This window comes from Kineococcus siccus (assembly GCF_009906795.1).
Classification (GTDB): Bacteria; Actinomycetota; Actinomycetes; order Actinomycetales; family Kineococcaceae; genus Kineococcus; species Kineococcus siccus.
Window position 1 is genome coordinate 1 of the sequence record NZ_JAAALN010000004.1, and the last position, 21,540, is coordinate 21,540.

The 21,540-nt window shown below is 75.0% G+C and carries 19 protein-coding genes and 1 riboswitch; of the genes, 5 read left to right on the top strand and 14 right to left on the bottom strand.

The features are described 5' to 3' along the window. Positions 1 to 114: 114 nt before the first annotated feature. A complete protein-coding gene (locus GTR02_RS01260; protein ID WP_166605712.1) occupies positions 115 to 1,461 on the bottom strand; it encodes a decaprenylphosphoryl-beta-D-ribose oxidase in 1,347 nt (448 codons plus the stop codon). Positions 1,462 to 1,546: 85 nt separating this feature from the next. Next, positions 1,547 to 2,791, bottom strand: a complete 1,245-nt coding sequence (locus GTR02_RS01265) for an XdhC family protein (protein WP_166605660.1) — start codon at positions 2,789 to 2,791, stop codon at positions 1,547 to 1,549. 124 nt (positions 2,792 to 2,915) lie between these two features. Here GTR02_RS01265 and deoC point away from each other — a divergent pair, with 124 nt between their 5' ends. After that, a complete protein-coding gene (gene deoC / locus GTR02_RS01270; protein ID WP_166605661.1) occupies positions 2,916 to 3,584 on the top strand; it encodes a deoxyribose-phosphate aldolase in 669 nt (222 codons plus the stop codon). A 99-nt stretch (positions 3,585 to 3,683) separates the two neighbouring features. After that, entirely contained in the window at positions 3,684 to 4,424 is a 741-nt protein-coding gene (locus tag GTR02_RS01275; RefSeq protein ID WP_166605713.1) for an HAD-IIA family hydrolase, read from the top strand. Between the two features lie 15 nt (positions 4,425 to 4,439). On the opposite strand, the gene GTR02_RS01280 is transcribed toward GTR02_RS01275, so the two are convergent. From GTR02_RS01280 to GTR02_RS01300, 5 genes are all read right to left on the bottom strand, one after another. Next, positions 4,440 to 4,823, bottom strand: a complete 384-nt coding sequence (locus GTR02_RS01280; RefSeq protein ID WP_166605662.1) for a tetratricopeptide repeat protein — start codon at positions 4,821 to 4,823, stop codon at positions 4,440 to 4,442. 79 nt (positions 4,824 to 4,902) lie between these two features. Beyond that, complete coding sequence (locus tag GTR02_RS01285) at positions 4,903 to 5,250, bottom strand: metallopeptidase family protein (protein ID WP_166605714.1); 348 nt, start codon at positions 5,248 to 5,250, stop codon at positions 4,903 to 4,905. 71 nt (positions 5,251 to 5,321) lie between these two features. Then, complete coding sequence (locus GTR02_RS01290; protein WP_166605663.1) at positions 5,322 to 5,498, bottom strand: CstA-like transporter-associated (seleno)protein; 177 nt, start codon at positions 5,496 to 5,498, stop codon at positions 5,322 to 5,324. After that, positions 5,495 to 7,681 (bottom strand): carbon starvation CstA family protein, encoded by a 2,187-nt coding sequence (locus GTR02_RS01295; protein ID WP_420814670.1) that lies wholly within the window; start codon positions 7,679 to 7,681, stop codon positions 5,495 to 5,497. Before GTR02_RS01295 ends, GTR02_RS01290 begins: the two co-directional genes overlap by 4 nt. A 120-nt stretch (positions 7,682 to 7,801) precedes the next feature. Continuing rightward, positions 7,802 to 8,584, bottom strand: a complete 783-nt coding sequence (locus tag GTR02_RS01300; RefSeq protein WP_166605665.1) for a nitrilase-related carbon-nitrogen hydrolase — start codon at positions 8,582 to 8,584, stop codon at positions 7,802 to 7,804. A gap of 99 nt (positions 8,585 to 8,683) precedes the next feature. Between GTR02_RS01300 and GTR02_RS01305 the strand changes: the two genes are divergently transcribed. The 3 genes from GTR02_RS01305 to GTR02_RS23620 all read left to right on the top strand — a co-directional run bounded on the left by GTR02_RS01305 (position 8,684) and on the right by GTR02_RS23620 (position 12,921). Further along, positions 8,684 to 10,978, top strand: a complete 2,295-nt coding sequence (locus tag GTR02_RS01305; protein ID WP_166605666.1) for an SDR family oxidoreductase — start codon at positions 8,684 to 8,686, stop codon at positions 10,976 to 10,978. 111 nt (positions 10,979 to 11,089) lie between these two features. After that, positions 11,090 to 11,854, top strand: a complete 765-nt coding sequence (locus GTR02_RS01310) for a lysophospholipid acyltransferase family protein (protein WP_166605667.1) — start codon at positions 11,090 to 11,092, stop codon at positions 11,852 to 11,854. A gap of 221 nt (positions 11,855 to 12,075) precedes the next feature. Then, a riboswitch (cyclic di-AMP (ydaO/yuaA leader) is annotated at positions 12,076 to 12,255 on the top strand. Next, positions 12,253 to 12,921 (top strand): LysM peptidoglycan-binding domain-containing protein, encoded by a 669-nt coding sequence (locus GTR02_RS23620; RefSeq protein WP_166605668.1) that lies wholly within the window; start codon positions 12,253 to 12,255, stop codon positions 12,919 to 12,921. Its footprint overlaps the riboswitch before it by 3 nt. Positions 12,922 to 13,049: 128 nt before the next feature. Here GTR02_RS23620 and GTR02_RS01320 read toward each other — a convergent pair whose 3' ends face one another. The 7 genes from GTR02_RS01320 to GTR02_RS01350 all read right to left on the bottom strand — a co-directional run bounded on the left by GTR02_RS01320 (position 13,050) and on the right by GTR02_RS01350 (position 21,509). Continuing rightward, positions 13,050 to 13,796: a phosphotransferase family protein gene (locus GTR02_RS01320; protein ID WP_166605715.1), complete on the bottom strand. Its 747-nt coding sequence runs from the start codon at positions 13,794 to 13,796 to the stop codon at positions 13,050 to 13,052. Between the two features lie 69 nt (positions 13,797 to 13,865). Then, the gene (locus GTR02_RS01325) at positions 13,866 to 15,527 is read right to left on the bottom strand and encodes an EAL domain-containing protein (protein WP_166605669.1); all 1,662 of its coding nucleotides are present in this window, start codon (positions 15,525 to 15,527) and stop codon (positions 13,866 to 13,868) included. A gap of 102 nt (positions 15,528 to 15,629) precedes the next feature. Continuing rightward, positions 15,630 to 16,859: a Gfo/Idh/MocA family protein gene (locus tag GTR02_RS01330; RefSeq protein ID WP_166605670.1), complete on the bottom strand. Its 1,230-nt coding sequence runs from the start codon at positions 16,857 to 16,859 to the stop codon at positions 15,630 to 15,632. Positions 16,860 to 17,006: 147 nt separating this feature from the next. Continuing rightward, positions 17,007 to 17,696: a TrmH family RNA methyltransferase gene (locus GTR02_RS22610; RefSeq protein ID WP_166605671.1), complete on the bottom strand. Its 690-nt coding sequence runs from the start codon at positions 17,694 to 17,696 to the stop codon at positions 17,007 to 17,009. A gap of 37 nt (positions 17,697 to 17,733) precedes the next feature. Next, a complete protein-coding gene (locus tag GTR02_RS01340; protein WP_166605672.1) occupies positions 17,734 to 19,278 on the bottom strand; it encodes an APC family permease in 1,545 nt (514 codons plus the stop codon). 141 nt (positions 19,279 to 19,419) lie between these two features. Then, positions 19,420 to 20,628 (bottom strand): ABC transporter permease, encoded by a 1,209-nt coding sequence (locus GTR02_RS01345; RefSeq protein ID WP_205708415.1) that lies wholly within the window; start codon positions 20,626 to 20,628, stop codon positions 19,420 to 19,422. Then, a complete protein-coding gene (locus GTR02_RS01350) occupies positions 20,625 to 21,509 on the bottom strand; it encodes an ABC transporter ATP-binding protein (RefSeq protein WP_166605673.1) in 885 nt (294 codons plus the stop codon). Before GTR02_RS01350 ends, GTR02_RS01345 begins: the two co-directional genes overlap by 4 nt. Positions 21,510 to 21,540: the final 31 nt, after the last annotated feature.

Genomic DNA, 21,540 nt, shown 5'->3' on the forward strand with positions numbered 1-21,540 from the left:
TCCCCCGACGACGGCTGTTCCGTCCGCCCGTCCATCGGCACCCCCACCCCCTGGCTTGAGCCGCCGGCTCAGCGCGGCCCGGCACCCCCGCGGGGAGCGGACGGGCGCCGCGGCTCACCCCGTGACCAGCGACAGCCGGCGCGCCTGGTCCGAGGCGAACGTGCGCTCCGGGTCCACGGCGTCGCGGACCCGTCGCCACTCCTCCAGGCGCGGGTACATGCGGGCGAAGCGCTCGGCCGTCGTCCGCGAGTCCTTGGCCAGGTACAGCCGCCCACCCGCGTCGAGGACCATCTCGTCGAGGGTGTCGCACAGCCGGTCCAGCCCCTCGCGCACCGGCAGGTCGACGGCCAGCGTCCAGCCCTCCGTCGGGAAGGACAGCGGCGCGTCGTTGCCCGGGCCGAAGCGCTTGAGGACGTTCAGCGCCGAGATGTGACCGGACTGCACGATCGCCTCCATGCTCGCGCGCAGGACGTCCTCGCGGCCGAAGGGGACGACGAACTGGTACTGCAGGAACCCGTTCGGTCCGTAGGCGCGGTTCCAGTCCGCGAACAGGTCGAGCAGGTGGTAGAACTGCGTGATGTTCTGCACCACACCGTCTTCGGTGTGCGCCTTGCGGTAGTAGAACTCGTTCAGCGCCTTCGCGGTGAGCCGGTTGAGCATCCCCGACGGGAACAGGTCCGGGAACGTCGCGAGCTGCGGGGCGTCGAACTTCAGCGGGTCCTTGCGCAGCTTCTTCGGCAGGTCCTCGAGCTTCGCGCTGGAACCGCGCAGCAGGAAGCCGCGGCCCATGTGCTCGCCCTGGGTGACGGAGTCGAACCACGTCTTGGAGTACGTGTACTTCTCGTCGTTGCGCTGCAGCCGCTCGAGCAGCTCGTCGAAGTTCGGCGCCTGCTCGACGTCGGCGATGAAGTAGGACGTCTCGACGCGGTCGAGGCGGATCGTCGCGCGCAGCACGACGCCCGTCAGGCCCATGCCGCCCGTGGTGGCCAGGAAGAGCTCGCGCTCGGGGCCGTCGGGGGTCAGCGTGCGGATCGTCCCGTCGGCGGTCAGCAGGTCCAGCGACAGGACGTGGTTGCTGAAGCTGCCCTGCGTGTGGTGGTTGCCGCCGTGGATGTCGGCGCCGATGGCTCCGCCGACGGTCACCTGGCGGGTGCCGGGCAGCACGGGAACCCAGAGCCCGTGCGGGACGACGGTCCGCAGCAGCGTGTCCAGCGACACCCCGGCGTCGACCTCGACGAGGGCCGCGTCGACGTCGATGCGGTGGATGCGGTCCAGCGCCGTCATGTCGATGACCAGGCCGCCCGCGTTCTGCGCCGAGTCGCCGTAGCTGCGGCCCAGGCCGCGGGCGATGACGCCCCGCGGGCCCGCCGTGCGCACGGCCTCGGCGAGCACGTCGAGGTCGGCCGTGCGCAGCACCGTCGCGGTCGTCGGGGCCGTGCGGCCCCACCCCGTCAGGCGCACCGGGCGCGGGGAGGGGAGGGTCTCCGCACCGCTGCTGCGGTCGAGGACGTTCTTCAGACCAGGGAGGCTCACCACGGCGAGGAGCCTAACCGCCGGCCGCCGCCTCGACGGGTCCGGACGGCGCGGGTGGCGCCCCCGCCGCGGCGGCGTGCACGGGGCCGGCGACCTCGGACAGCCGTCGTCCGCTGCCGCCCCACCGGCGCGCGACGACCTCCGCGGCGATGGACACCGCGGTCTCCTCGGGAGTGCGCCCGCCGAGGTCGAGGCCGATCGGCGAGGACAGCCGGGCCAGCTCGGCGTCGGTCAGCCCCGCCGCCCGCAGCGCGGCCAGGCGCGTCTCGTGCGTGCGGCGGCTGCCCATCGCCCCCACGTACGCGGCCGGGGTCCGCAGCGCCACCTCGAGCAGCGGCACGTCGAACTTCGGGTCGTGGGTCAGGACGCAGACGACCGTGCGGTCGTCGACGGGGGCCGTGGCGAGCCACCGGTGCGGCCAGGCCACGACGACCTCGTCGGCGTCCGGGAACCGTGCCGCCGTGGCGAACAGCGGGCGCGCGTCGCACACCGTCACGCGGAAGCCGAGGAACCGGCCCATCCGCACGAGCGCCGCGGCGAAGTCGATGGCGCCGAAGACGAGCAGGCGCGGCGGGGGCGCGCACGACTCGACGAACACCGCGAGCTCGTCTCCGCGGCGCTCGCCGTCGGGGCCGAGGTGCACGACGCCCGCGCGCCCCGCCGCGAGCACCCCGCGGGCGGCGTCCGCGACCGCGGCGTCGAGGCGCGCCGTGCCGAGCGAACCGCGCACGGGGCCGTCCGCGGGGCCCACGAGCACGCGGGACCCGGGCCGGGCGGGGCCCGGCGACGCCTCGGCACCAGTCGCCTCCTCGGCGCCGGTCGCCTCCCCGGCGGGAGGCGGGGCCGCCGCACCGGGCGGGCCCGCCGGGCCCACGACCGTGACGAGGGCCACGGGCCGCTCGTCGCGCAGGTCCCCGGCCATCGCCGCGAGCAGGGCGACGTCCCCGGCCGTCACGGGCGCCACGAGCAGCTCGAGCACCCCGCCGCAGGTCAGGCCCACCGCGAAGGCCTCGTCGTCGGAGACGCCGTAGGTGACGCGGCGGGCCGTCCCCGACGCGAGGACCTCCAGGGCGACCCCGTGCACGGCACCCTCCACGCAGCCCCCCGAGACGCTGCCGGCCACCTCGCCGTCTGCCGCCACGGCCATCGACGCCCCCGCGGGGCGCGGCGCGCTGTCCCAGGTGCGGACCACGGTCGCCACGGCGCAGGCCTGACCCTGCCCGGCCCAGCGCAGGACCGCGGGCAGCACGTCTCTCACGGCGCGTCCTCCAGTCGGCGGTCGGGACGCCGACGCTAGCCCCCGCTCCACCGCGACGCCTCGCCCGCCGGCGGGGACCTCCGCCGGGAGGGCGGGCCCCGCGGTCGGTGGCAGACTCCCGCCCGTGACCGCCCCCTCCCCCCGCACGGCCGCCGACGTCGCCCGCCTCGTCGACCACACCCTGCTCAAGCCCGAGGCCACGGCGGCCGACGTCGCCGCGCTGTGCGCCGAGGCGCGCGAGCTGGGGGTCCTCGCGGTGTGCGTCTCGCCGTCGATGCTGCCGGTCGCAGGCGTCGGTCTCGTCGTGGCCACCGTGTGCGGCTTCCCCTCCGGCAAGCACACGAGCGCGACCAAGGCCGCCGAGGCGGCCGCCGCCGTCGCGGCCGGGGCGGACGAGGTCGACATGGTCATCGACGTGGGCGCCGCGCTGGCCGGCGAGGTCGCCGCGGTGCAGGCGGACATCGCCGCCGTGCGCACCGCCGCCCCGGCCCCGACCGTGCTGAAGGTCATCGTCGAGTCCGCGGCCCTGCCCGACGCGGTCCTCGTCGCGGTGTGCCGCGCGGCCGAGGCCGCGGGCGCGGACTTCGTCAAGACGTCGACGGGCTTCCACCCCAGCGGCGGGGCGAGCACGCACGCCGTCGCGCTCATGGCGCAGACGGTCGGAGGCCGGCTCGGCGTCAAGGCCAGCGGCGGCATCCGGACCACCGAGGCCGCCCTCGCCATGCTCGACGCGGGGGCCACCCGGCTGGGACTGTCGGGCACCGCGGCCGTCCTGGCGGGGCTGCCCGGCTGACCGGCTCGACGTCGGGCCCGACGACGGGCCCGCCCGCGGACGACACGGAGGGGTGACGGCGTGCAGGACGAGATCGACATCGAGTGCTGGCTGACGGACATGGACGGGGTCCTCGTCCACGAGGAGCGCGCGCTGCCCGGGGCCGCGGACTTCCTCGCCCGGCTGGTGGACTCCGGCCGCCGGTTCCTGGTGCTGACGAACAACTCGATCTTCACGCCGCGCGACCTCGCGGCCCGGCTCGCGCGCACGGGCCTGCACGTGCCCGAGGAGTCCATCTGGACCTCGGCCATGGCGACGGCGGACTTCCTGGCGCGGCAGATGCCGCAGGGTTCCGCGTACGTCATCGGGGAGTCGGGGCTGACGACGGCGCTGCACGAGGCGGGTTTCGTCCTGACCGACACCGACCCCGACTACGTCGTGCTGGGTGAGACCCGCACCTACTCCTTCGAGGCGATCACCCGGGCGATCCGGCTGGTGGAGAAGGGTGCGCGGTTCATCGCGACGAACCCCGACGCCACCGGCCCCTCGGCCGAGGGGTCGCTGCCGGCGACGGGGTCCGTCGCGGCGCTCATCACGCGCGCGACGGGCGCGGAACCCTACTTCGTCGGGAAGCCGAACCCGATGATGTTCCGCTCCGCCATGAACCGCATCGAGGCGCACTCCGAGACGACCGCGATGATCGGCGACCGGATGGACACCGACGTCGTCGCGGGCATCGAGGCGGGCCTTCGCACCTTCCTCGTCCTCACCGGGTCGACCAAGGCGGACCAGGTCGAGAGGTTCCCGTTCCGCCCGCACCGCGTCGTCGACTCGATCGGCTCGCTGATCGACCTCGTCTGACGACGCGGCGCCGCGTCAGTCGGCGCCGAGGACGTGCGCCATCACGCGGTGCCCCCGGGCCTCGTCGGGGCGCGACTGGCGCTCCAGGCAGCGCGAGAGCAGCAGGTGGGCGTAGGCGTCGGACGGGCTGCGGCGCACCAGGTCCCGCGCCTGGACCTCCGCCTTGGCGAGCATCGCCGCCGAGAAGTAGCTGCGCGCCAGCAGCTCGCGCGCAGCGCGGTCACCCGGGTGACGGACCACGAGGGGTTCCAGCGCCGCGACGGCGTCGGTGAAGCGGCGGTCGTCGAACGCCGAGCGCGCGAGGGCGAACTGCAGCGCGTCGACGGACAGGTCCCCCAGGCCCTGCGGGAGGGACACGGGCGGCTGGGTGACCCCGCCCCGGGTCGTGATCTCGGTCATACCCGCTCAACGGCTCCCGGGGCGCGGCGATTCCGCACCCGCCGGGGGCCCGGTGGGTGCCGGACCCCGGCGCGGTCCGTCAGGCCCAGCCCAGCTCGTGCAGCCGGTCGTCGTCGATGCCGAAGTGGTGGGCGATCTCGTGGACGACGGTGATCCGCACCTCCGCCACGACCTCGTCGCGGTCCGCGCAGACGGCCAGCGTGGGGTTGCGGAAGATGGAGATCCGGTCCGGCAGCGACCCGGCCGCCCACCAGGTCCCCCGCTCGGTCAGCGGGGTGCCCTCGTAGAGGCCGAGCAGGTCCGGCGGGGCGTCGTCGGGCGGGTCGTCGACGACGAGGACAACGACGTTGTCCATCGCCCGCGCCAGGTCCTCCGGGACCTCGTCGAGCGCGTCGGCGACGGCCTCCTCGAACTCCTCGACGCTCATCTCGACCACCCGCCGATCATGCCCGACCGGGCGCGCCGGCAGCAGCGGGCGCGTCAGCAGCAGCGGGCACGTCAGCAGCAGCGGGCGCCGGGCGACCCGGCCCGCGCGTCCGCCCGCGCCCGCTCGAACTCCCCCCGCGACACGGGGGCGTGGCCGTGCTCGGCGCAGGACGCGAGGTAGGCGTCCCAGCGGGCGGAGCCGCCGATCTCCCGCAGGTACCAGCGCACCCCCCGCAGCAGGGCCCTCACCGCCGCACCTCCGCCGCGCTCCCGGTCCCGGAGCTCCCCGCCGCGGCGACCGCGGCCTTCTCCCCGGCCGAGGCGAACAGGCCCGCGGGTTCGACCAGCTGCGAGGCGACGGCCGGGACCTCGGTCGTCGGCAGCGACCCGGCGCGCACGGCCCGCACCACGACGACGGCGGCGTTGGCGACCACGACGAGGACGAGGACGGCGAAGACGGACTGCAGCACGCCGTTGACGGTCGAGTTCGTGACGATCTGCTGCATCTCGTCGGGAGCCTTGGCGGGCGCCAGCAGCTGCCCCGCGTCGAGGGCGTCCGCGTAGCGGGCCCGCTGGGCGAAGTAGCCGATCGCGGGGTTGTCGGAGAACACCTTCTGGTAGCTCGCGGTCATCGTCGTCACGAGGTCCCAGGCCAGCGGGACGCCCGTCACCCACGCGTAGCGCAGCCGTCCGTGCTTGATGAGCAGCGTCGTCGCCAGCGTCAGCGCGATCGCCGCGAGCAGCTGGTTGGCGATGCCGAACAGCGGGAACAGCTGGTTGATGCCGCCGAGCGGGTCGGTGACGCCGACGTAGAGGAAGTACCCCCACGCCGCCACGACGGCCGCGCTGGCCAGGAGGTTGCCCGGGCGCCACGACAGGTCGCCGAACTTCTTCCAGACGTTGCCGACGGTGTCCTGCAGCATGAACCGGCCGACGCGCGTGCCGGCGTCCACGGCGGTGAGGATGAACAGCGCCTCGAACATGATCGCGAAGTGGTACCAGAAGGCCTGCAGGCCGCCGCCGAAGGCGGAGTGGAACACCTGGGAGATGCCCAGCGCGAGCGCCGGGGCGCCACCGGTCCGGGAGACCAGGCTCGGCTCCTCGACGGCGGCGGCCGCCGCGGTGAGCGTCTCGGGGCTCGTCGGGAAGCCCAGCCCGGTCACGAACTGCGCCGCGCCGGCGGCGTCGCCACCGGTCGCACCCGCCGGGGAGTTCATGGCGAAGTAGATGCCCTGGTCGATCACCGAGGCCGCGATGAGCGCGCTGATGGCGACGAAGCTCTCCATGAGCATGCCGCCGTAGCCGATGAGGCGGACCTGACGCTCCTTGGCCACCATCTTCGGCGTCGTGCCCGAGGCGATGAGGGCGTGGAACCCCGACAGCGCGCCGCACGCGATGGTGATGAAGACGAAGGGGAACAGCGACCCCGCGAACACCGGGCCGTTCCCCTCCCGCGCGAAGCTCGTCACGGCCTCGTTGGCGAGCACGGGCCGCGCGACCAGCAGGCTCGCCGCGAGCAGGACGATGACGCCGATCTTCATGAACGTCGAGAGGTAGTCGCGGGGGGTCAGGAGCAGCCACACCGGCAGCACCGAGGCGACGAACCCGTACACGACGAGGGCCAGGACCAGCGTCTCCTTGCTGAGCGTCAGGTCCGCGGCCAGCCCGAGCTGCTCGACGTAGCCCCCGCCGACGATGGCGGCCAGCAGCAGGACGACGCCGATGCCGGTCGCCTCCAGCACGCGCCCGGGCCGCAGGTAGCGCAGGTAGACGCCCATGAACAGGGCGATCGGGATCGTCAGGGCGATGGAGAACACGCCCCACGGCGACTCCGCGAGCGCGTTCACGACGATGAGCGCGAGCACCGCCAGGATGATGATCATGATGGCGAAGACGGCGATCAGCGCGGCGATCCCGCCGACGAGGCCGATCTCCTCTCGGACCATCTGCCCCAGGCTCTTGCCGTCGCGGCGCATCGAGAAGAACAGGATCGTGAGGTCCTGCACCGCACCCGCGAAGACGACGCCGACGACGATCCAGATCGTGCCGGGCAGGTAGCCCATCTGGGCCGCGAGGACGGGGCCGACCAGCGGGCCTGCCCCGGCGATCGCCGCGAAGTGGTGGCCGAACAGCACGCGCCGGTCGGTGACCTCGAAGTCGACGCCGTTGTGCAGCCGCTCCGCCGGGGTCGCGCGCGCGTCGTCGGCGCGCAGCACCCGGTAGGTGATGAACCGCGCGTAGAAGCGGTAGGCGATCGCGTACGACGCGAGCGCGGCGAACAGCACCCAGAGCGCGTTGACGGACTCGCCGCGGGACAGCGCGAGCACCGTCCAGGCCGTCGCCCCGACGAGCGCGACGAGCGTCCAGACGACGATCGAGCGGGTGCGGGACCGCGGTGGGCGGGCTGCGCCCGGGTGGTCCTGGGTGGGGATCCTGCTGGACACGCCGCCTCCTCGCGGTGGTTCCGTCACGGCTGGGCGCCGCGCGACCCCCCGATCCTTCCGAGCTGTGCGTCCGCTGTCACGCCGACTCCCCGCCGCGCGGTGCGGGGGTCAGCGCGCCAGGCCGCCGTAGAGCTCGGGACGGCGGTCGGCGAGGTACGGGTTCGCCCGCTGCTGCTCGCCGACCAGGGCCGGGTCGACCGTCGCGTAGAGCAGGACGTCGCCGTGGCCGGCGGCCGCGAGCACCTCCCCCGACGGCGCCACGACGCTGCTGCTGCCCACGTACTCCAGCGACCCCTCGCGGCCGTCGTGGTTGACGTAGGCCACGTAGACCTGGTTCTCCCACGCCCGCACGCGGATGAGCTCCTCGGCGATCCAGCCGAACGGCTCCATCTGCGCGGTCGGCACGAGCACCAGGTGGGCGCCCGCGGTGGCCGCGGCCCGCACCGACTCGGGGAACTCGACGTCGTAGCAGATGAGCAGGGCGATCCGGACGCCCGCGTGGTCGACCACGGTCACCAGGTCGTCGCCCGCGGTGAAGACGGCCCGGTCCAGGGCCCCGAACAGGTGCGCCTTGCGGTGCCGGGCCAGCAGGGCGCCGTCGGGACCCACGAGGGCGGCCGTATTGTAGCAGGCGCCGCCCGCCAGCTCGGGCAGGCCGGCCACCACCGCGATGCCGTGCCGGCGCGCGAGGTCCTGCACCCGCGCGAGCAGGTCCTGCCGCGCGAGCTCGTGCACGCGCTCGCCGATGTCGTAGCCCGTCACGTACATCTCGTCGGTGACCAGGAGGTCCGCGCCGTGGGCCGCGGCCTCGGCGCAGGCCGCGTCCAGGGCCGCGAGGTTGGCCTCGACGTCGCCGGGCGTCCCGGCGGCCTGCAGGCAGGCGATCTCCACGTGCGGCTCCTCTCACCCTCCGGGCCGCGGCGGCCCCCGGCGCAGCGTAGGACGCTCGGGCGCACGGCGGGGGCCGCCGGTCGTGGTTGGATTCCTCGCGTGCGATTGGCTGACGAGCTCGACGGCAAGCGTCTCCTGCTGACGGGGGTGACCGGCTTCGTCGGCGAGGCGCTGCTCCAGCGCCTGCTCGTCGACCTGCCGGGGACCCGGGTGGTGGCCCTGGTGCGCCCCAAGCCGGGGCAGAGCGGCACCGACCGCGTGCGCGGCCTGCTGCGCAAGCCGATCTTCCGCGCCGCGGGCGACGTCGACACCCTGCTCGCCGAGCGGGTCGACGTCCTCGAGGGCGACCTCTCCGCCGTGCCCGCGCTGCCCGACGACGTCGACGTCGTCGTGCACTGCGCGGGCGACGTGTCCTTCGACCCGCTGATCCAGGAGGCGTTCGGCACCAACGTGCTGGGCACCCGCAGCCTGGTGGAGCGCACGCTGGAGGCGAGCGCCCGCACCGGCACCGCCATCCACTACGTCCACATCTCCACGGCCTACGTGGGCGGCCGCCGGCGCGGGGCCGTGCCCGAGCGGGCCGTCGAGCACGCCGTGGACTGGCGGGCCGAGACCGAGGCCGGCCTGCGCACCGCCGTGCGCATCGAGGAGGACTCCCGCCTCGAGGTCAACCTGCGGCGCTTCCTGCGCGAGGCCGAGCGCGACCACGGCCGCGCGGGGCCGCTGAGCGTCGCCGCGGGGGCGGAGAGCCGCCGGCTGGAGTGGATCACGGCGCAGCAGAAGTCCGCGGGCAAGGAGCGCGCCCGCACGCTGGGCTGGACGGACGTCTACACGTTCACCAAGGCCATGGGCGAGCGGCTCGTCGAGGAGGTCGCGGCGCCCGTCGTCCCCACGTCCATCGTGCGGCCCAGCATCATCGAGTCCGCGCTCGTGCACCCCTACCCGGGGTGGATCGAGGGCTTCAAGATGGCCGAGCCGATCATCATGGCCTACGGCCGGGGGGAGCTGACCGAGTTCCCCGCGGCCCCGGACTCCGTCGTCGACATCGTCCCGATCGACCACGTCGTCAACGCGATCCTCAAGGTCGCCGCGACCCCGCCGCCGCTGTCGCAGCCCGCCTACTTCCACGTGTCGTCGGGGTCGCGCAACCCCGTCACGTTCCGCGGGCTCTACGAGCGGGTGCGGCTGTTCTTCAGCGAGTTCCCCTTCGACTCCACGCCCGAGGTCCTGCCCACGTGGGACTTCCCCGGCGTCCGCCAGGTCGAGCGCCAGGTCGCGATGGGCGAGCGCCTGACCCGGATCGCCGACCGCGCGCTGGCCTTCGCGCCCCGGTCCGAGCGCGTGCGCCAGGCCTCGCGCTCGCTGGACAAGGCCCGCGACCGCGTCGACTTCGCCCGCCGCTACATGGACCTGTACAAGGCGTACACCGAGGCCGAGCTGCGCTTCGTCGACGACCGGACGCTCGCGCTGCACGAGACGCTCGACCCGGCCGACCGCGAGCTGTTCGCCTTCGACACGGCGGTCATCGACTGGGACGAGTACTTCCGCAAGATCCACTGCCCGAGCGTCACGCAGCAGATGCGCAAGTACGAGGAGATCCGCCGGCGCCGCAAGGCGACCGAGGTAGCAGGCCCCCGCGCGCTGGTGCCGGTCGCCGAGGGCGCGGCGCCCGTGCTCGCGGTCTTCGACCTGGCCGGCACGCTGGTGCAAGGCACGGTCGTCGACACGTACCTGGCGCTGCGGCTGTCCGAGCTGGACGCGCCGGCCCGGGTGCGCGAGTTCGCGCGCATCGTGCGGCACCTGCCGTCGTGGATCGCGGCCGAGCGGCGCGACCGGGGCAGCTTCCTGCGGGCCCTCTTCCGCGGCTACGCGGGTGCCGACCTCGACGCGCTGGAGCGCTTCGTGGACGACGTGCTGGCCCCGACGTTCCTGACCCAGGTCAGCTCGGACGCCCTGCGGCGCATCCAGGCCCACCGCGACGCGGGTCACCGCACCGTGCTCATGACGGGCGACGTGCGGGCCGTCACGCGGCCGCTGTCCGGGCTGTTCGACGAGGTCGTCTGCACCGACCTCGAGGAGGAGCGGGACTCCGCCGGGGTCCGGCGCGCCACGGGGTTCCTCACCTCCCCGCCGCTGGTCGGCGAGGCCCGCGCGGCCTGGCTGCGCCGCTACGCGGAGGTCGAGGGGGCCGACCTCGGCGCCAGCTACGCCTACGCCGACTCCCACTCGGACCTGCCGCTGCTGAAGTCGGTCGGCAACCCCACGGCCGTCTCCCCCGACGTGCCGCTGTTCCGCGCCGCGCGCACGTCGCGCTGGCCGGTGGCGGACTGGGCGGCCACGTCGGCCACCTTCCGGCTCCGCCTGCCGCAGCAGGTCCTGGCCGGGACCGACTGACCCGCCGCGCGCGTGCCCGGCGGGCGCGCCGCGGCGGCCGTGGAAGGATGCCTGCGTGCTCCCGTCACCGTTGCTGAACGCGCCCGGAGCCGTGCGCGAGGAGGTCCGCTGATGACGATGCTCATGGCCGTGCCGCGGGGCGGCCGGGGCCGCCGGGCCCTGCCCCTGCTGCGCGGGCGCGCCGGGACGCCCCGGCCCGACGGCGGCGACGACCAGCACAAGGTGCACCGCAACGACTGGGTGCGCTCGCGCCCGGCGACGCTCGTGCGCTCGGGCCTGCAGCGTGCGCTGCTGAGCCCGCTCATGCGCGCCGAGCTGCGCATCAGCGTGCACGGCGCGGAGAAGCTGGACGCCATCGGCGGGCCCGCCGTCCTGGTCGCGAACCACTCCTCGCACCTGGACGCCCCCGTCATCCTCGAGGCCCTCGGCGCCCGCCGTCGTCGCCGGGTGGCCATCGCCGCCGCGGCGGACTACTTCTTCGACGTCTGGTGGCGGGCGGCGCCGTCCGGGCTCGTCATCGGCACCTTCCCGCTCGAGCGTCGCGGGGGGCGCGGCCCGAACACCTCGGCGCAGCTGCTGCACGACGGCTGGAGCCTGGTCATCTTCGCCGAGGGCGGGCGCAGCTACACCGGGGAGATGCGCCCGTTCAAGAAGGGCGCCGCCTACCTGGCGCTGGACGCGGGCGTCCCCGTCGTCCCGATGGCCCTGCGCGGCACGTACGAGGCGATGCCGCCCCGCAGGAACTGGCCCGCCAAGGGCCGCCCGCACGTCACCGTCACCTTCGGGGACCCGCTGCACGGGCTCCCCGGGGAGCGCGCGGCCGACTTCACGCCGCGCATCCAGGACGCCGTCGCGAAGCTGCTCGCCGACAGCTGAGCCCCGCGGCGGGCGTGGGACGCACGGGACCGACGAGGCGGACGAGGTCGGGGCAGGCGCCCGCGACGTGAGACGTTGACCACACCGGGCCACCGATCCGCGCAGCGCCGCAGCCCCCGGATCACGGGACGGCCACGAGACGGTGTACGCGAGGGCTCCGGCTTGTTACGGTTCGACCGTTCCTGGCACTGCCGGGAGCACGGCCGCGGAGACGCCGAGTCCTGCCCACCGCGCCGGATCTTGAGAACGACGGGCAGGAGCGGGGGACCCGATGGTTCCTCGGGCAGACGTCCCGGCACGGCCGGGACCGACGCCCTCGGGGTGAAGCCGCCACGGCGGCCGGGTCACCACCTTCGACCCGAACCCGACAGCTGACCTCGTAGGCGTTGGAGGTCTCCATGATCGCGTTCCGTCGTCCCCGCACGCCTGCCCGCCACCGCGCGGCGACCCAGCACGGCACCGTCCTGCGCCGCACCGCCGTGGCCGCCGTCGCCGCGGGAGCCGCGGGCGCCGCGGTCCTCGTCCCCACCACCACGGCGTCGGCCGCGCCGATCTCCGAGTGGGACCGCCTCGCGCAGTGCGAGTCCGGCGGGCGCTGGAACATCAACACCGGCAACGGCTACTACGGCGGTGTGCAGTTCAGCCGCAGCACGTGGAACGGCTTCGGCGGCGGGCAGTTCGCGCCGCGCGCCGACCTGGCCACGCGCGAGCAGCAGATCGTGGTGGCGGAGCGCACCCTGGCCAAGCAGGGCTGGCGCGCGTGGCCCTCGTGCTCGCGCAAGCTCGGCCTGCGCGGCACCGCGGACCCGGTCGGCATGGAGCAGGCGCTGCTGCACCCGGCGCCCGCGCCCGCGCCGGCTCCCGCGCCCGCCGCGGCCCCGGCGCCCGCCCCCGCGGCGCCGCAGTCCGCGCGCACCCACACCGTCGCCCCCGGCGACACGCTGTACCGCATCGCCCGCAACAACGGCGTGGCCGGCGGCTACGTCGCGGTCTGGAACGCCAACCGCGCGCTCATCGGCGACAACCCGGGCGCCATCCGCGTCGGCCAGGTCCTCGTCCTGCCGTGACCCCCGCACCCGTGACGGCCGCACCCGTGACGGGACGGCCGTGACCGGCTGAGCGTCGCCCCTGCGCACCGGGAGCCCCGGACCACCAGGTCCGGGGCTCTCGTGCGTCCAGGACGGCGGCCCCGACGTCAGGGGCACGACCGCAGCACGTCGACCTCGCAGCCCGGCGCGGCGGGGTCGAAGCCGTGCCGGGTCAGCCAGCGCACCGCCAGGAGGCAGCGCACCGACCACCACGCGAGCACGACGTCGGTGTCGACGTCGGTGCCGTACCCGTCGACGACGTCGCCGAGGTGCTCGGCGTGCCCGAGCGTGAGGACGGCGAGGTCGAACAGGGCGTCGCCGCGCGCGGCCTCGGACCAGTCGACGACGCCCGTGACCTCGTCGCCGTCGACGAAGACGTGGTCGGCCTGGAGGTCGCCGTGGGTGAAGACCGGCGCCCAGGGGCGCAGCGCCGCCTGCGCCGCCCGGCGGTTGCGGTCGACCACCTCGGGGGCCACCACACCGTCCGCGACGAGCCACGCGCACTCGCGGTCCAGCTCGGCGGCGATCTCGGCGGGACCGCGGGCCGACCGTGGCGGCGCGTCGCGCAGGGGGGCCTCGTGGAGCGCGCGCAGCGCCGCGCCCGCCGCCGCCCACGCCACGGGCGAGGCCGTCGAGGGTGTGCCGAGGTGGCCGAGCGCCGTGCCGGGCAGCGCGGCGAGCGCCAGCACGGGTGGCCGGCGCCACAGGACCTGCGGCGTCGGCACGGGAGCGGCGGCCATCGCCGCGACCTCCACGTCGCCGCGGGCCCGGTCCGGGTCCACCTTCAGGAACACGTCGCCGACGCGCAGGGTCGCGCGCTCGTCGTGCGCGACGACGACCTGGACCGCCGGCAGGGGCGCCTCCACCACGCCATCATGCTCGGCGCCGCGGCCCGCGTCACGGCACCGCGCGCGCCCGCGGGGTCAGCGCGCGGTGCGCTGCGGCGCCGGGACCGCGTGCAGCCGCTCGATCCGCGCGACCACCGCGGGCACGTCCCGGGCGGGGACGGGCCGCGACATCCAGAACCCCTGCGCCTCGTCGCACCCCAGGGCCGTGAGCGCCTGCCAGGTGGCGGCGTCCTCGACGCCCTCGGCCACCACCGTCATCCCGAGCCGGTGCGCCATCTCGACGGTGCTGACGACGATGGCCGTGTCCCGGACGCTGCCCGGCAGCCCCGAGACGAACTGCCGGTCGACCTTGAGCGTCGTGGCGGGCAGGTCCCGAAGGTAGGCCAGGCCGGCGTGCCCCGTGCCGAAGTCGTCGATCGAGACGGGGTGCCCCGCGCGGCGGAGCTCGTGCAGGACGGCGGCGGTCGTCCCGGCGTCGGTGAGGGCCGCGGTCTCCGTCAGCTCCAGCTCCAGGCGCGTGGCCGTCACCCGGCTGTGCCGCAGCCGTTCGGCCAGCAGGCCGGGCAGGTCGGCGTCCAGGACGCGGGCGGACAGGTTCACCGCGACGCCGAGGTCGGTGCCCGCGGCCGCCCAGCGGGCGACGTCGGCGAGCGCGGCGTCGAGGACCGCGACGGTCAGGGGACGGATGAGGGAGGACTGCTCGGCGATCTCGAGGAAGTCCGCGGGCGGGAGCAGGCCGAGGTCCGGGTGCTGCCAGCGCACGAGCGCCTCGACGCCCGTGACCCGTCCGCTGCCGCACGCCACCTTCGGCTGGTAGTGCGCGATGAGCTCGCCGTTCGCGATCGCCTGCCGCAGCTGCCCCTGCAGCAGCAGCTGCCGGCTGGAGCGCCGCTGCAGGACGTCGTCGTAGGAGCGCACGGGCGAGCCGTCGCGCCGCCCCGCGGCCCGGGCGGCGTCGGCGCGGCGCAGCAGCGTGAGCGCACCGCTGCCCGCCCCCAGCGCGACCCCGGCGTGCGCCTCGACCTGCAGGTGCACGCCCCCCGCGTCCAGCGGGTGCTCCAGCTCCGCCAGCAGGTGGCGGGCCAGGGCGTGGGCGGCGGCGTCGTCGACCGACGGGGCGCCGTCACCGTCCCCCGCGAGCAGGAGCCCGAAGGTGTCGTCGCCGACGCGGGCCACGCACACGACCGGCCAGGGGTGTCGCGAGGCCGCGGCGGGACCGTCGGTGCGGGGACCCACGGCCGTGAGCAGCCGCTGCCCCACGGCGGCGAGGACCGCGTCGCCCACGTCGTGCCCGAGCGTCTCGTTGACGTCGGCGAACCCCTCGAGGTCGACGAGGAGGACCCCGACGACCGCGGACGGATCGGCGCAGGCCGCCTCGACCAGCTCCAGGAAGCGGGGGCGGTTGGCCAGACCGGTCACCCGGTCCTCGCGGGCCCGCCGCTCCAGCTCCGTCTCCGCGCCGCGACGGCCGGCGTGCTCCCGCTTCAGCTGCCGGCCGCGCCGGGCGCCGAACGCGAACATCGGCAGGTGCGACACGGCCAGGAAGAGCCCGAGGTGCGGCAGCAGGCCGGGCGGGCCGGCCGACCCCGGCGGCAGGAAGCGGTCGAGGGCGCCGAGCCGGACCAGCAGCGCCGTCGCGAGCGCGCTGCCCAGGAGCACCAGGAACGCCTCGAGCGCCACCCCGGTCCCCAGGGGCAGCGCGGGCAGGCGCCGGCGGGCGCCGGCCGACGAGGTCACGCCTGGGCATCGGCCGCTGCGCCGCGGCGCTGGACGTCCGGAGCCCAGGTCCAGCCGGACGGGCCAACCCGGCGCCGCCTCGGGGCGCCGGGCTCCGGCAGGTCAGGCGGTGACGTCCCCGGGCCGCCGGGCGGCCGTCCAGCCCGCGGGGGCGTCGCCGTGGTCCGGGATCGGCAGGCGCTCGCCGCCGCGGCGCATGGACTCGTGCGCCACGATGCCCGGCAGGGTGAACCGCGCGGCCACCCACGCGTTGACCGGCGGCAGCGTGCCGCCCAGCACCGAGGTGACGAAGTCGTCGACGAGGAAGTGGTGGGCCCCCTCGTGGCCGTTCGGCGCCCCCTCGAGGCTCTCCGGCAGCCGGCTGCGGTCGTGCACGGGGGCCGTGCCGGAGACGAAGGCGGCCCGCAGGGTGGGCGAGACGTGCGCGAGCGACGGGTCGTCCTCGGACAGGCTGGGCCGGGCGTGCAGGTGGTCGGTGACGTCGGTGACGCCCTGCTTGTCCTGCCAGAGGCTGTGCAGGGCGGTCTGCTCGAAGCTGGCCTCGGTGCCGAAGAACCGGAAGCGCGACTCCTTGATGTGCGAGGGGTAGCCGACGCGGCGGAACTCGTTGGTCCGCAGGGAACCGCCCCCGGCGAGCTCGAACAGCGCGGTGGCGTTCGAGACGTCGTTGTCGAACATGCTGACCTCGCGGTCGAAGACGCCGTCGCCCCGCCGGTCGGGGACGCCGACGCAGCTGACGCTCACGGCGTGCGTCGGCAGCGCGCCGAGCACGCCCCCGGTCGCGTGCGTCGGGTACAGCATGGGCGGGTAGCTGGCGGTCGCCTTCCAGTCCTCGCCGCCGGAGTAGCGGTAGGCGTCGTAGAAGCCGAGGTCCATGTCGTGGACGTAGTCGCCCTCGGCGTAGAACACCTGGCCCAGCTCCGCCAGCCGCTGGCGGACGTAGACCGTCGCGGGGTTGTAGTAGCTCGTCTCACCCATCATGTAGACGAGCCCGAGCCGCTCGACGCGCTCGATGACCGCTGCGATCTCGTCGGCCGTGACGGCCAGCGGCACGGCCGAGTAGACGTGCTTGCCCGCGTCGAGCGCGGCCGTCACGAGGGGGCCGTGCGTCCAGCGCTGGGTGAACAGGGCCACGGCGTCGACGTCGGAGGCGAGCATCTCCTCGACCGAGGCGAACGTGCCCGCGAGCCCCTGCTCCTCGACCAGCGCCTGCGCGCGCTCCGGCAGGAGGTCGGTGACGTGGATGTCGCCGACACCCGGGTGCAGGGAGAAGAGCTTGGCGAAGGAGCCGGCGAACTGGCCGGCTCCGATGATGCCCAGGCTGAAGGTCATGGCGGTCCTGGAGGCCTTCCTCGTCGTCGAGGGAGGCGCGTCCCCCCTGGTGAGAGTTCTACGAGCAAAGCCTGGGGGCCGTCAAGCGCTCGGTACGGCGCCTGGTCCGGCGAGGGACGGCGGAGTGGCTTCCGCGTCGGAAGCCTCTCAGCGCGGACGCTGACCGAAGACGTGCTGCCGCACCCACGCGTGCTGCGCGACGGCCGCCGCGGCCCCGACGTTGAGGGAGCGCGTCGACCCGAACTGGGCGATGGCGAGCACGTCGGTGCACCGCGCGAGCGCCTCGGCGCTGAGGCCGGGCCCCTCCTGCCCGAAGAGGAGCACGCACGCGCGGGGCAGGTCGTACGTCTCCAGCGGCAGCGCCGCGTCGACGTTGTCGATGCCCACCAGCGGCAGGTCCCGCTCGGCCGCCCACGCGGCCAGGGCCGCGACGTCGGGATGGTGGTGCACGCTCAGGTAGCGGTCGGTGACCATGGCGCCCCGGCGGTTCCAGCGGCGCCGGCCGACGACGTGCACGCCCGCCGCGTTGACCGCGTTCGCCGTCCGCACGACCGAGCCGATGTTCGCGTCGTGCTGCCAGTTCTCCACGGCCACGTGCAGCGGGTGCCGCCGGGCGTCGAGCTCCGCCACGATCGCCTCGTGGCGCAGGTAGCGGAACTCGTCGGTGACGTTGCGCCGGTCGCCCTCCCGCAGCAGCTCCGGGTCGTAGCGCGCGTCGTCGGGCCACGGCCCCACCCACGGCCCCACGCCGACGACCCGCGCCTCCCCGTCCTCGGGGCCGGGCTCCGGCGTCGGGGCGGGCGGTGGCGAGGGCGGTGGGGCGGCGGGCGGCTGCACCCGTGCATCCTCGCGCAGGGCCCGCGCCGCTCCCGCCTCAGCGCGGCGGCGCCGGGCGGCGGGCCGCGGCCCCCCGCGTCTCGCGCCGGCCGACGGCCCAGAACCAGGCGGCGATGCCGGTGAACACGACCAGCGGCACGAGCTCCGTCCCGAGGTAGAGCCAGCGCTCCGACGCCTCCCACCCCTCGGGCGCGTAGTCCTCCGAGAACCAGCCGTCACCCAGGCCGGGGAAGAGGATCTGCACGGTGCAGAAGGCGATCCACGCCATCGCGAGCACGGTCGTGGCGGCGATGGCCGGTGCGCGGTAGGGGCGGTGGCGGTCCGGGTCCTTGCGCCGCAGCCGCCAGGCCGCGGGGAAGATGCCGAGGTAGGAGATGAGCGTCGTCGAGATGGCGAGGGCCAGCACCACCCCGAAGAACTTGCCCGCGTCGCCCTCGGTGATCTCGGTGGCGGCGACGAAGACGACGCTGGACACGACGCCGGAGAGGACGTTGACGCGCACGGGGGTGCCGAAGCGGCTGGAGAACCGGCCGAGGGCGCGGGGACCGGCGCCGTCGTAGCAGGACACCGCGAGGGTGCGGTCCGAGCCCATGATCCACGTGAGGCCCGACGTGAACGCGACGATCGCCACGAGGACGCCCATCGCGTACCCGACCGTCGTGGCCGGCCCGCTCAGGGTCGTCACCGCCGTGCCGTCGGCGGCCGTCGTCACCGTGCCGCCGAAGACGGACAGCGACTGGCGGATCGCGTCGGGGAACCCCGTGAGGCCCGTGGCCTGGCTGGTCGGCAGGACCACCAGGATGCCCAGCACCGGGACGCCGTAGAGCAGCCCCGTGGCCACGACGGACTTCGCGATGCCGGCGGGCACGTCCTTCTGCGCGTCCGTCATCTCCTCCCCCGCCGCGCTGGGCAGCTCGAAGCCGACGAGGCTGAACAGCACGAGCGGGACCAGGGCGACGAAGCCGGAGAACGACGGCACGTACTCCCCCGCCGGCGGGCCGCTGAAGCCGTTCTCGACGCCGTAGGCGATGACGAGGACGCTGAACAGGCCGAGCAGGACGAAGCGGGCGATCGCCCCGATCGTGGCGATCCACTTGCCGACCCGGAACGACAGCACGGCGAACAGGACCCCGGCCCAGATGAACACGGTCGCGACGGCGTAGTTGACCGCGCGCGGGTAGTCCTCGCCGTCGTGGAAGAAGGTGATGAACCCGCCGAGGGCCGTGCCGACCAGCGTCCCGCCCATCCACACCGGGTTCGTCACCCAGTAGAAGAAGTTGTTCACCGCACCGGCGAGGTGCCCGAACGCCATCCGGACCCAGACGTAGGGCCCGCCCTCGTCGGGGTAGGCCGCGCCCAGCTCGGCCAGCAGCATCGCGGACGGGACCGCGAACAGGAGCACGCACACCAGGAGCCACGTGAAGCCCTCGCCGCCCTCGGTGGCGAGCGTCCCCAGCCCGTCGACGCCCACGAGGGTGCAGACGAGGAAGAAGAAGATGTCGAGGCGGCCGAAGTGCTTGCGCAGCTTCGACTTCTCCTCCAGCGCCGCCGCGCTCACGTCCGGTCCGCCCTCGAGGGCCATCCGCTGCTCCCACCGTCTCGTCGCCGCGCCCCCGGGCCCGGGGGCACCCGATGGTGGCACCACCGGTGATCGCGGGGAGGGAGATCGGCGCGGCGGGCGCCGGGGCGCCCAGCCGGCGCCCGGGCGTCCCCCGGGCCGCGCTCAGGCGGCGCGGCGCCAGGCGGCCCGCAGCGACAGGCTGCGGCTGGTCTGCAGCAGCGAGTTCTCGTAGAGCCGGCGGGCGACCGCGACCAGCACGAGGGCCGTCGCCGCGATGACGAGCAGGGACAGCAGCGGTTCCCACAGCGCGACGTCACCCGCGAGCACGCGCCGCGGCATCACCATGGGCGAGGACAGCGGCACGTAGGACAGGACGGTCTGGACCGTGCCGGGATCGTTGGCGAAGAACGACGCGAAGAACGGCAGCATGACGAGCATCTGCACGGGCGTCGCCGTGGACTGCAGGTCCTCCAGCCGGCTGGCCATGGCGCCGGCCGCGGCCCACAGGCAGGAGAGCATCGCGAAGCCCAGGACGAAGAACACCACGAACCACAGGGCCGCGACGGGCACGCTGGGCAGCGACGCCAGCAGGTCGCGCTGGGCGATGAACAGCCCGGCGAACCCGGCCAGCACGAGCAGCGCGAGCTGGGCGAGGGCGAGCAGGCCGTTGCCCAGGATCTTGCCGATGAGCAGCTGGCGCACCGGCACGGTGGTGACGAGCAGCTCGATGACCCGGGTCTGCTTCTCCTGCACCACGCTCTGCGCGATGGCGTAGCCGAAGATGAGGACGATCTGGAAGAACAGCACGGAGAACGCCAGCCCCAGCAGCGTCACCGTCGTCGGGTCCACCGCGTCGGGGTCGAGCAGGCGCTGCGCGGGCGGCGGGGTGCCCAGGACGCGGGCCGCGTCGGCGCCGTCGACGCCGAGGGCCGAGAACCCCGCGAGCACCTGGGCGGACGTCGCGCGCGCGTCGAGCACCTCGGTGAGGCCGCCCGGGACGGACGACTCGCCGACCACCTGGAGGCGGCCGCCGGCGCCCGGCAGGACCGCGGCGTCGACGTCGCCCGAGCGCACGAGCGCCTCCGCGGCCGGCGCGTCCGCGACCGTCCGCAGGGTGACCTCCACGTCCTGCTCGGCCGGCTGGGCGGTGGCGACCAGGGGCGCGGTCTCGGCGGTGACCGCGACGGCGTAGCGGTCGGTGCCGCCGGACAGCAGCCCGGGCAGGAACGTCGCGGCGAGGACGACGACGAGGAGGAAGACCGTGGAGAACACGAACCCCTTGTCGCGCAACCTCTCGGCGATCTCGCGCTGGGCGACGATCCACCACTGCCGCTGCACGCCGGCGCGGGCGGGAGCCTTCGTGGTGCTCACCGGGACACCTCCTGGAAGAGTTCGGACAGGCTGGGCAGCAGCGGGGCGAAGGACCGCACGGCCCCGCGCCGCACCGCCTCGGCGAGCACGCGCTGGTCGGCGCCGGCGGCGAGGAGTTCCAGCACCGCGCGGCCGCGGTCGAGCTCGACGACGCGGACGCCGGCGACGTCGCGCACCCAGTCGGCGTCGCCGTCCACCTCGAGGACGTACCGCGAGCCGCCGCGCGAGCGGCGCAGCTCCTGGGGTTCGCCCGCGGCCACGACCCGGCCGGCGTGCAGGATGACGAGCTCGTCGCACAGCCGGTCGACGAGGTCGAGCTGGTGGCTGGAGAACAGCACGCCGACCCCCGCCCGCGTGCGTTCGCGCAGGAGTTCCGCCATGGCGTCGACCGCGAGGGGGTCCAGGCCCGAGAAGGGTTCGTCGAGGACGAGCAGCTCGGGGTCGTGGACGAGGGCCGCCGCGACCTGGACGCGCTGCTGGTTGCCGAGCGAGAGCGACTCGAGCTTCTCCTTCAGCCGGTCCCCCAGGCCGAGACGCTCGAGCAGGTCGGTGCCGCGCCGGCGGGCCGTCGCCGTGTCGACCCCGTGCAGGCGGGCGAGGAACACGAGCTGGTCCAGCAGCTGGCCCTTGGGGTAGAGGCCGCGCTCCTCGGGCATGTACCCGAAGCGCCGCCGGACGGCGAGGTCGGGTTCGCGGCCCCGGAACGTCACCGTCCCGCTGTCGGCGGCCAGCACCCCGAGGGCGATGCGCATCGTGGTCGTCTTGCCGGCGCCGTTGGCCCCGACGAAGCCGACCATGCGGCCGTCGGGCACCGCGAGGCTCACGCCGTCGAGGGCAGTCCGGTCGCCGAAGCGCCGGGTGATCGCGTCGAGGACGAGCATGGGGGCGAACCTAGCGAGGAGCTGTGAGCGG

What these genes read in the sequence shown, in the direction of transcription:
- GTR02_RS01275 (WP_166605713.1), top strand. Translation starts at nt 3,684, where the DNA reads ATGGACGGGGTCCTCGTCCACGAGGAGCGCGCGCTGCCCGGGGCCGCG.
- GTR02_RS01280 (WP_166605662.1), bottom strand. Translation starts at nt 4,823, where the DNA reads ATGACCGAGATCACGACCCGGGGCGGGGTCACCCAGCCGCCCGTGTCC.
- GTR02_RS01285 (WP_166605714.1), bottom strand. Translation starts at nt 5,250, where the DNA reads ATGAGCGTCGAGGAGTTCGAGGAGGCCGTCGCCGACGCGCTCGACGAG.
- GTR02_RS01310 (WP_166605667.1), top strand. Translation starts at nt 11,090, where the DNA reads ATGACGATGCTCATGGCCGTGCCGCGGGGCGGCCGGGGCCGCCGGGCC.
- GTR02_RS23620 (WP_166605668.1), top strand. Translation starts at nt 12,253, where the DNA reads ATGATCGCGTTCCGTCGTCCCCGCACGCCTGCCCGCCACCGCGCGGCG.
- GTR02_RS01330 (WP_166605670.1), bottom strand. Translation starts at nt 16,859, where the DNA reads ATGACCTTCAGCCTGGGCATCATCGGAGCCGGCCAGTTCGCCGGCTCC.
- GTR02_RS01340 (WP_166605672.1), bottom strand. Translation starts at nt 19,278, where the DNA reads ATGGCCCTCGAGGGCGGACCGGACGTGAGCGCGGCGGCGCTGGAGGAG.
- GTR02_RS01350 (WP_166605673.1), bottom strand. Translation starts at nt 21,509, where the DNA reads ATGCTCGTCCTCGACGCGATCACCCGGCGCTTCGGCGACCGGACTGCC.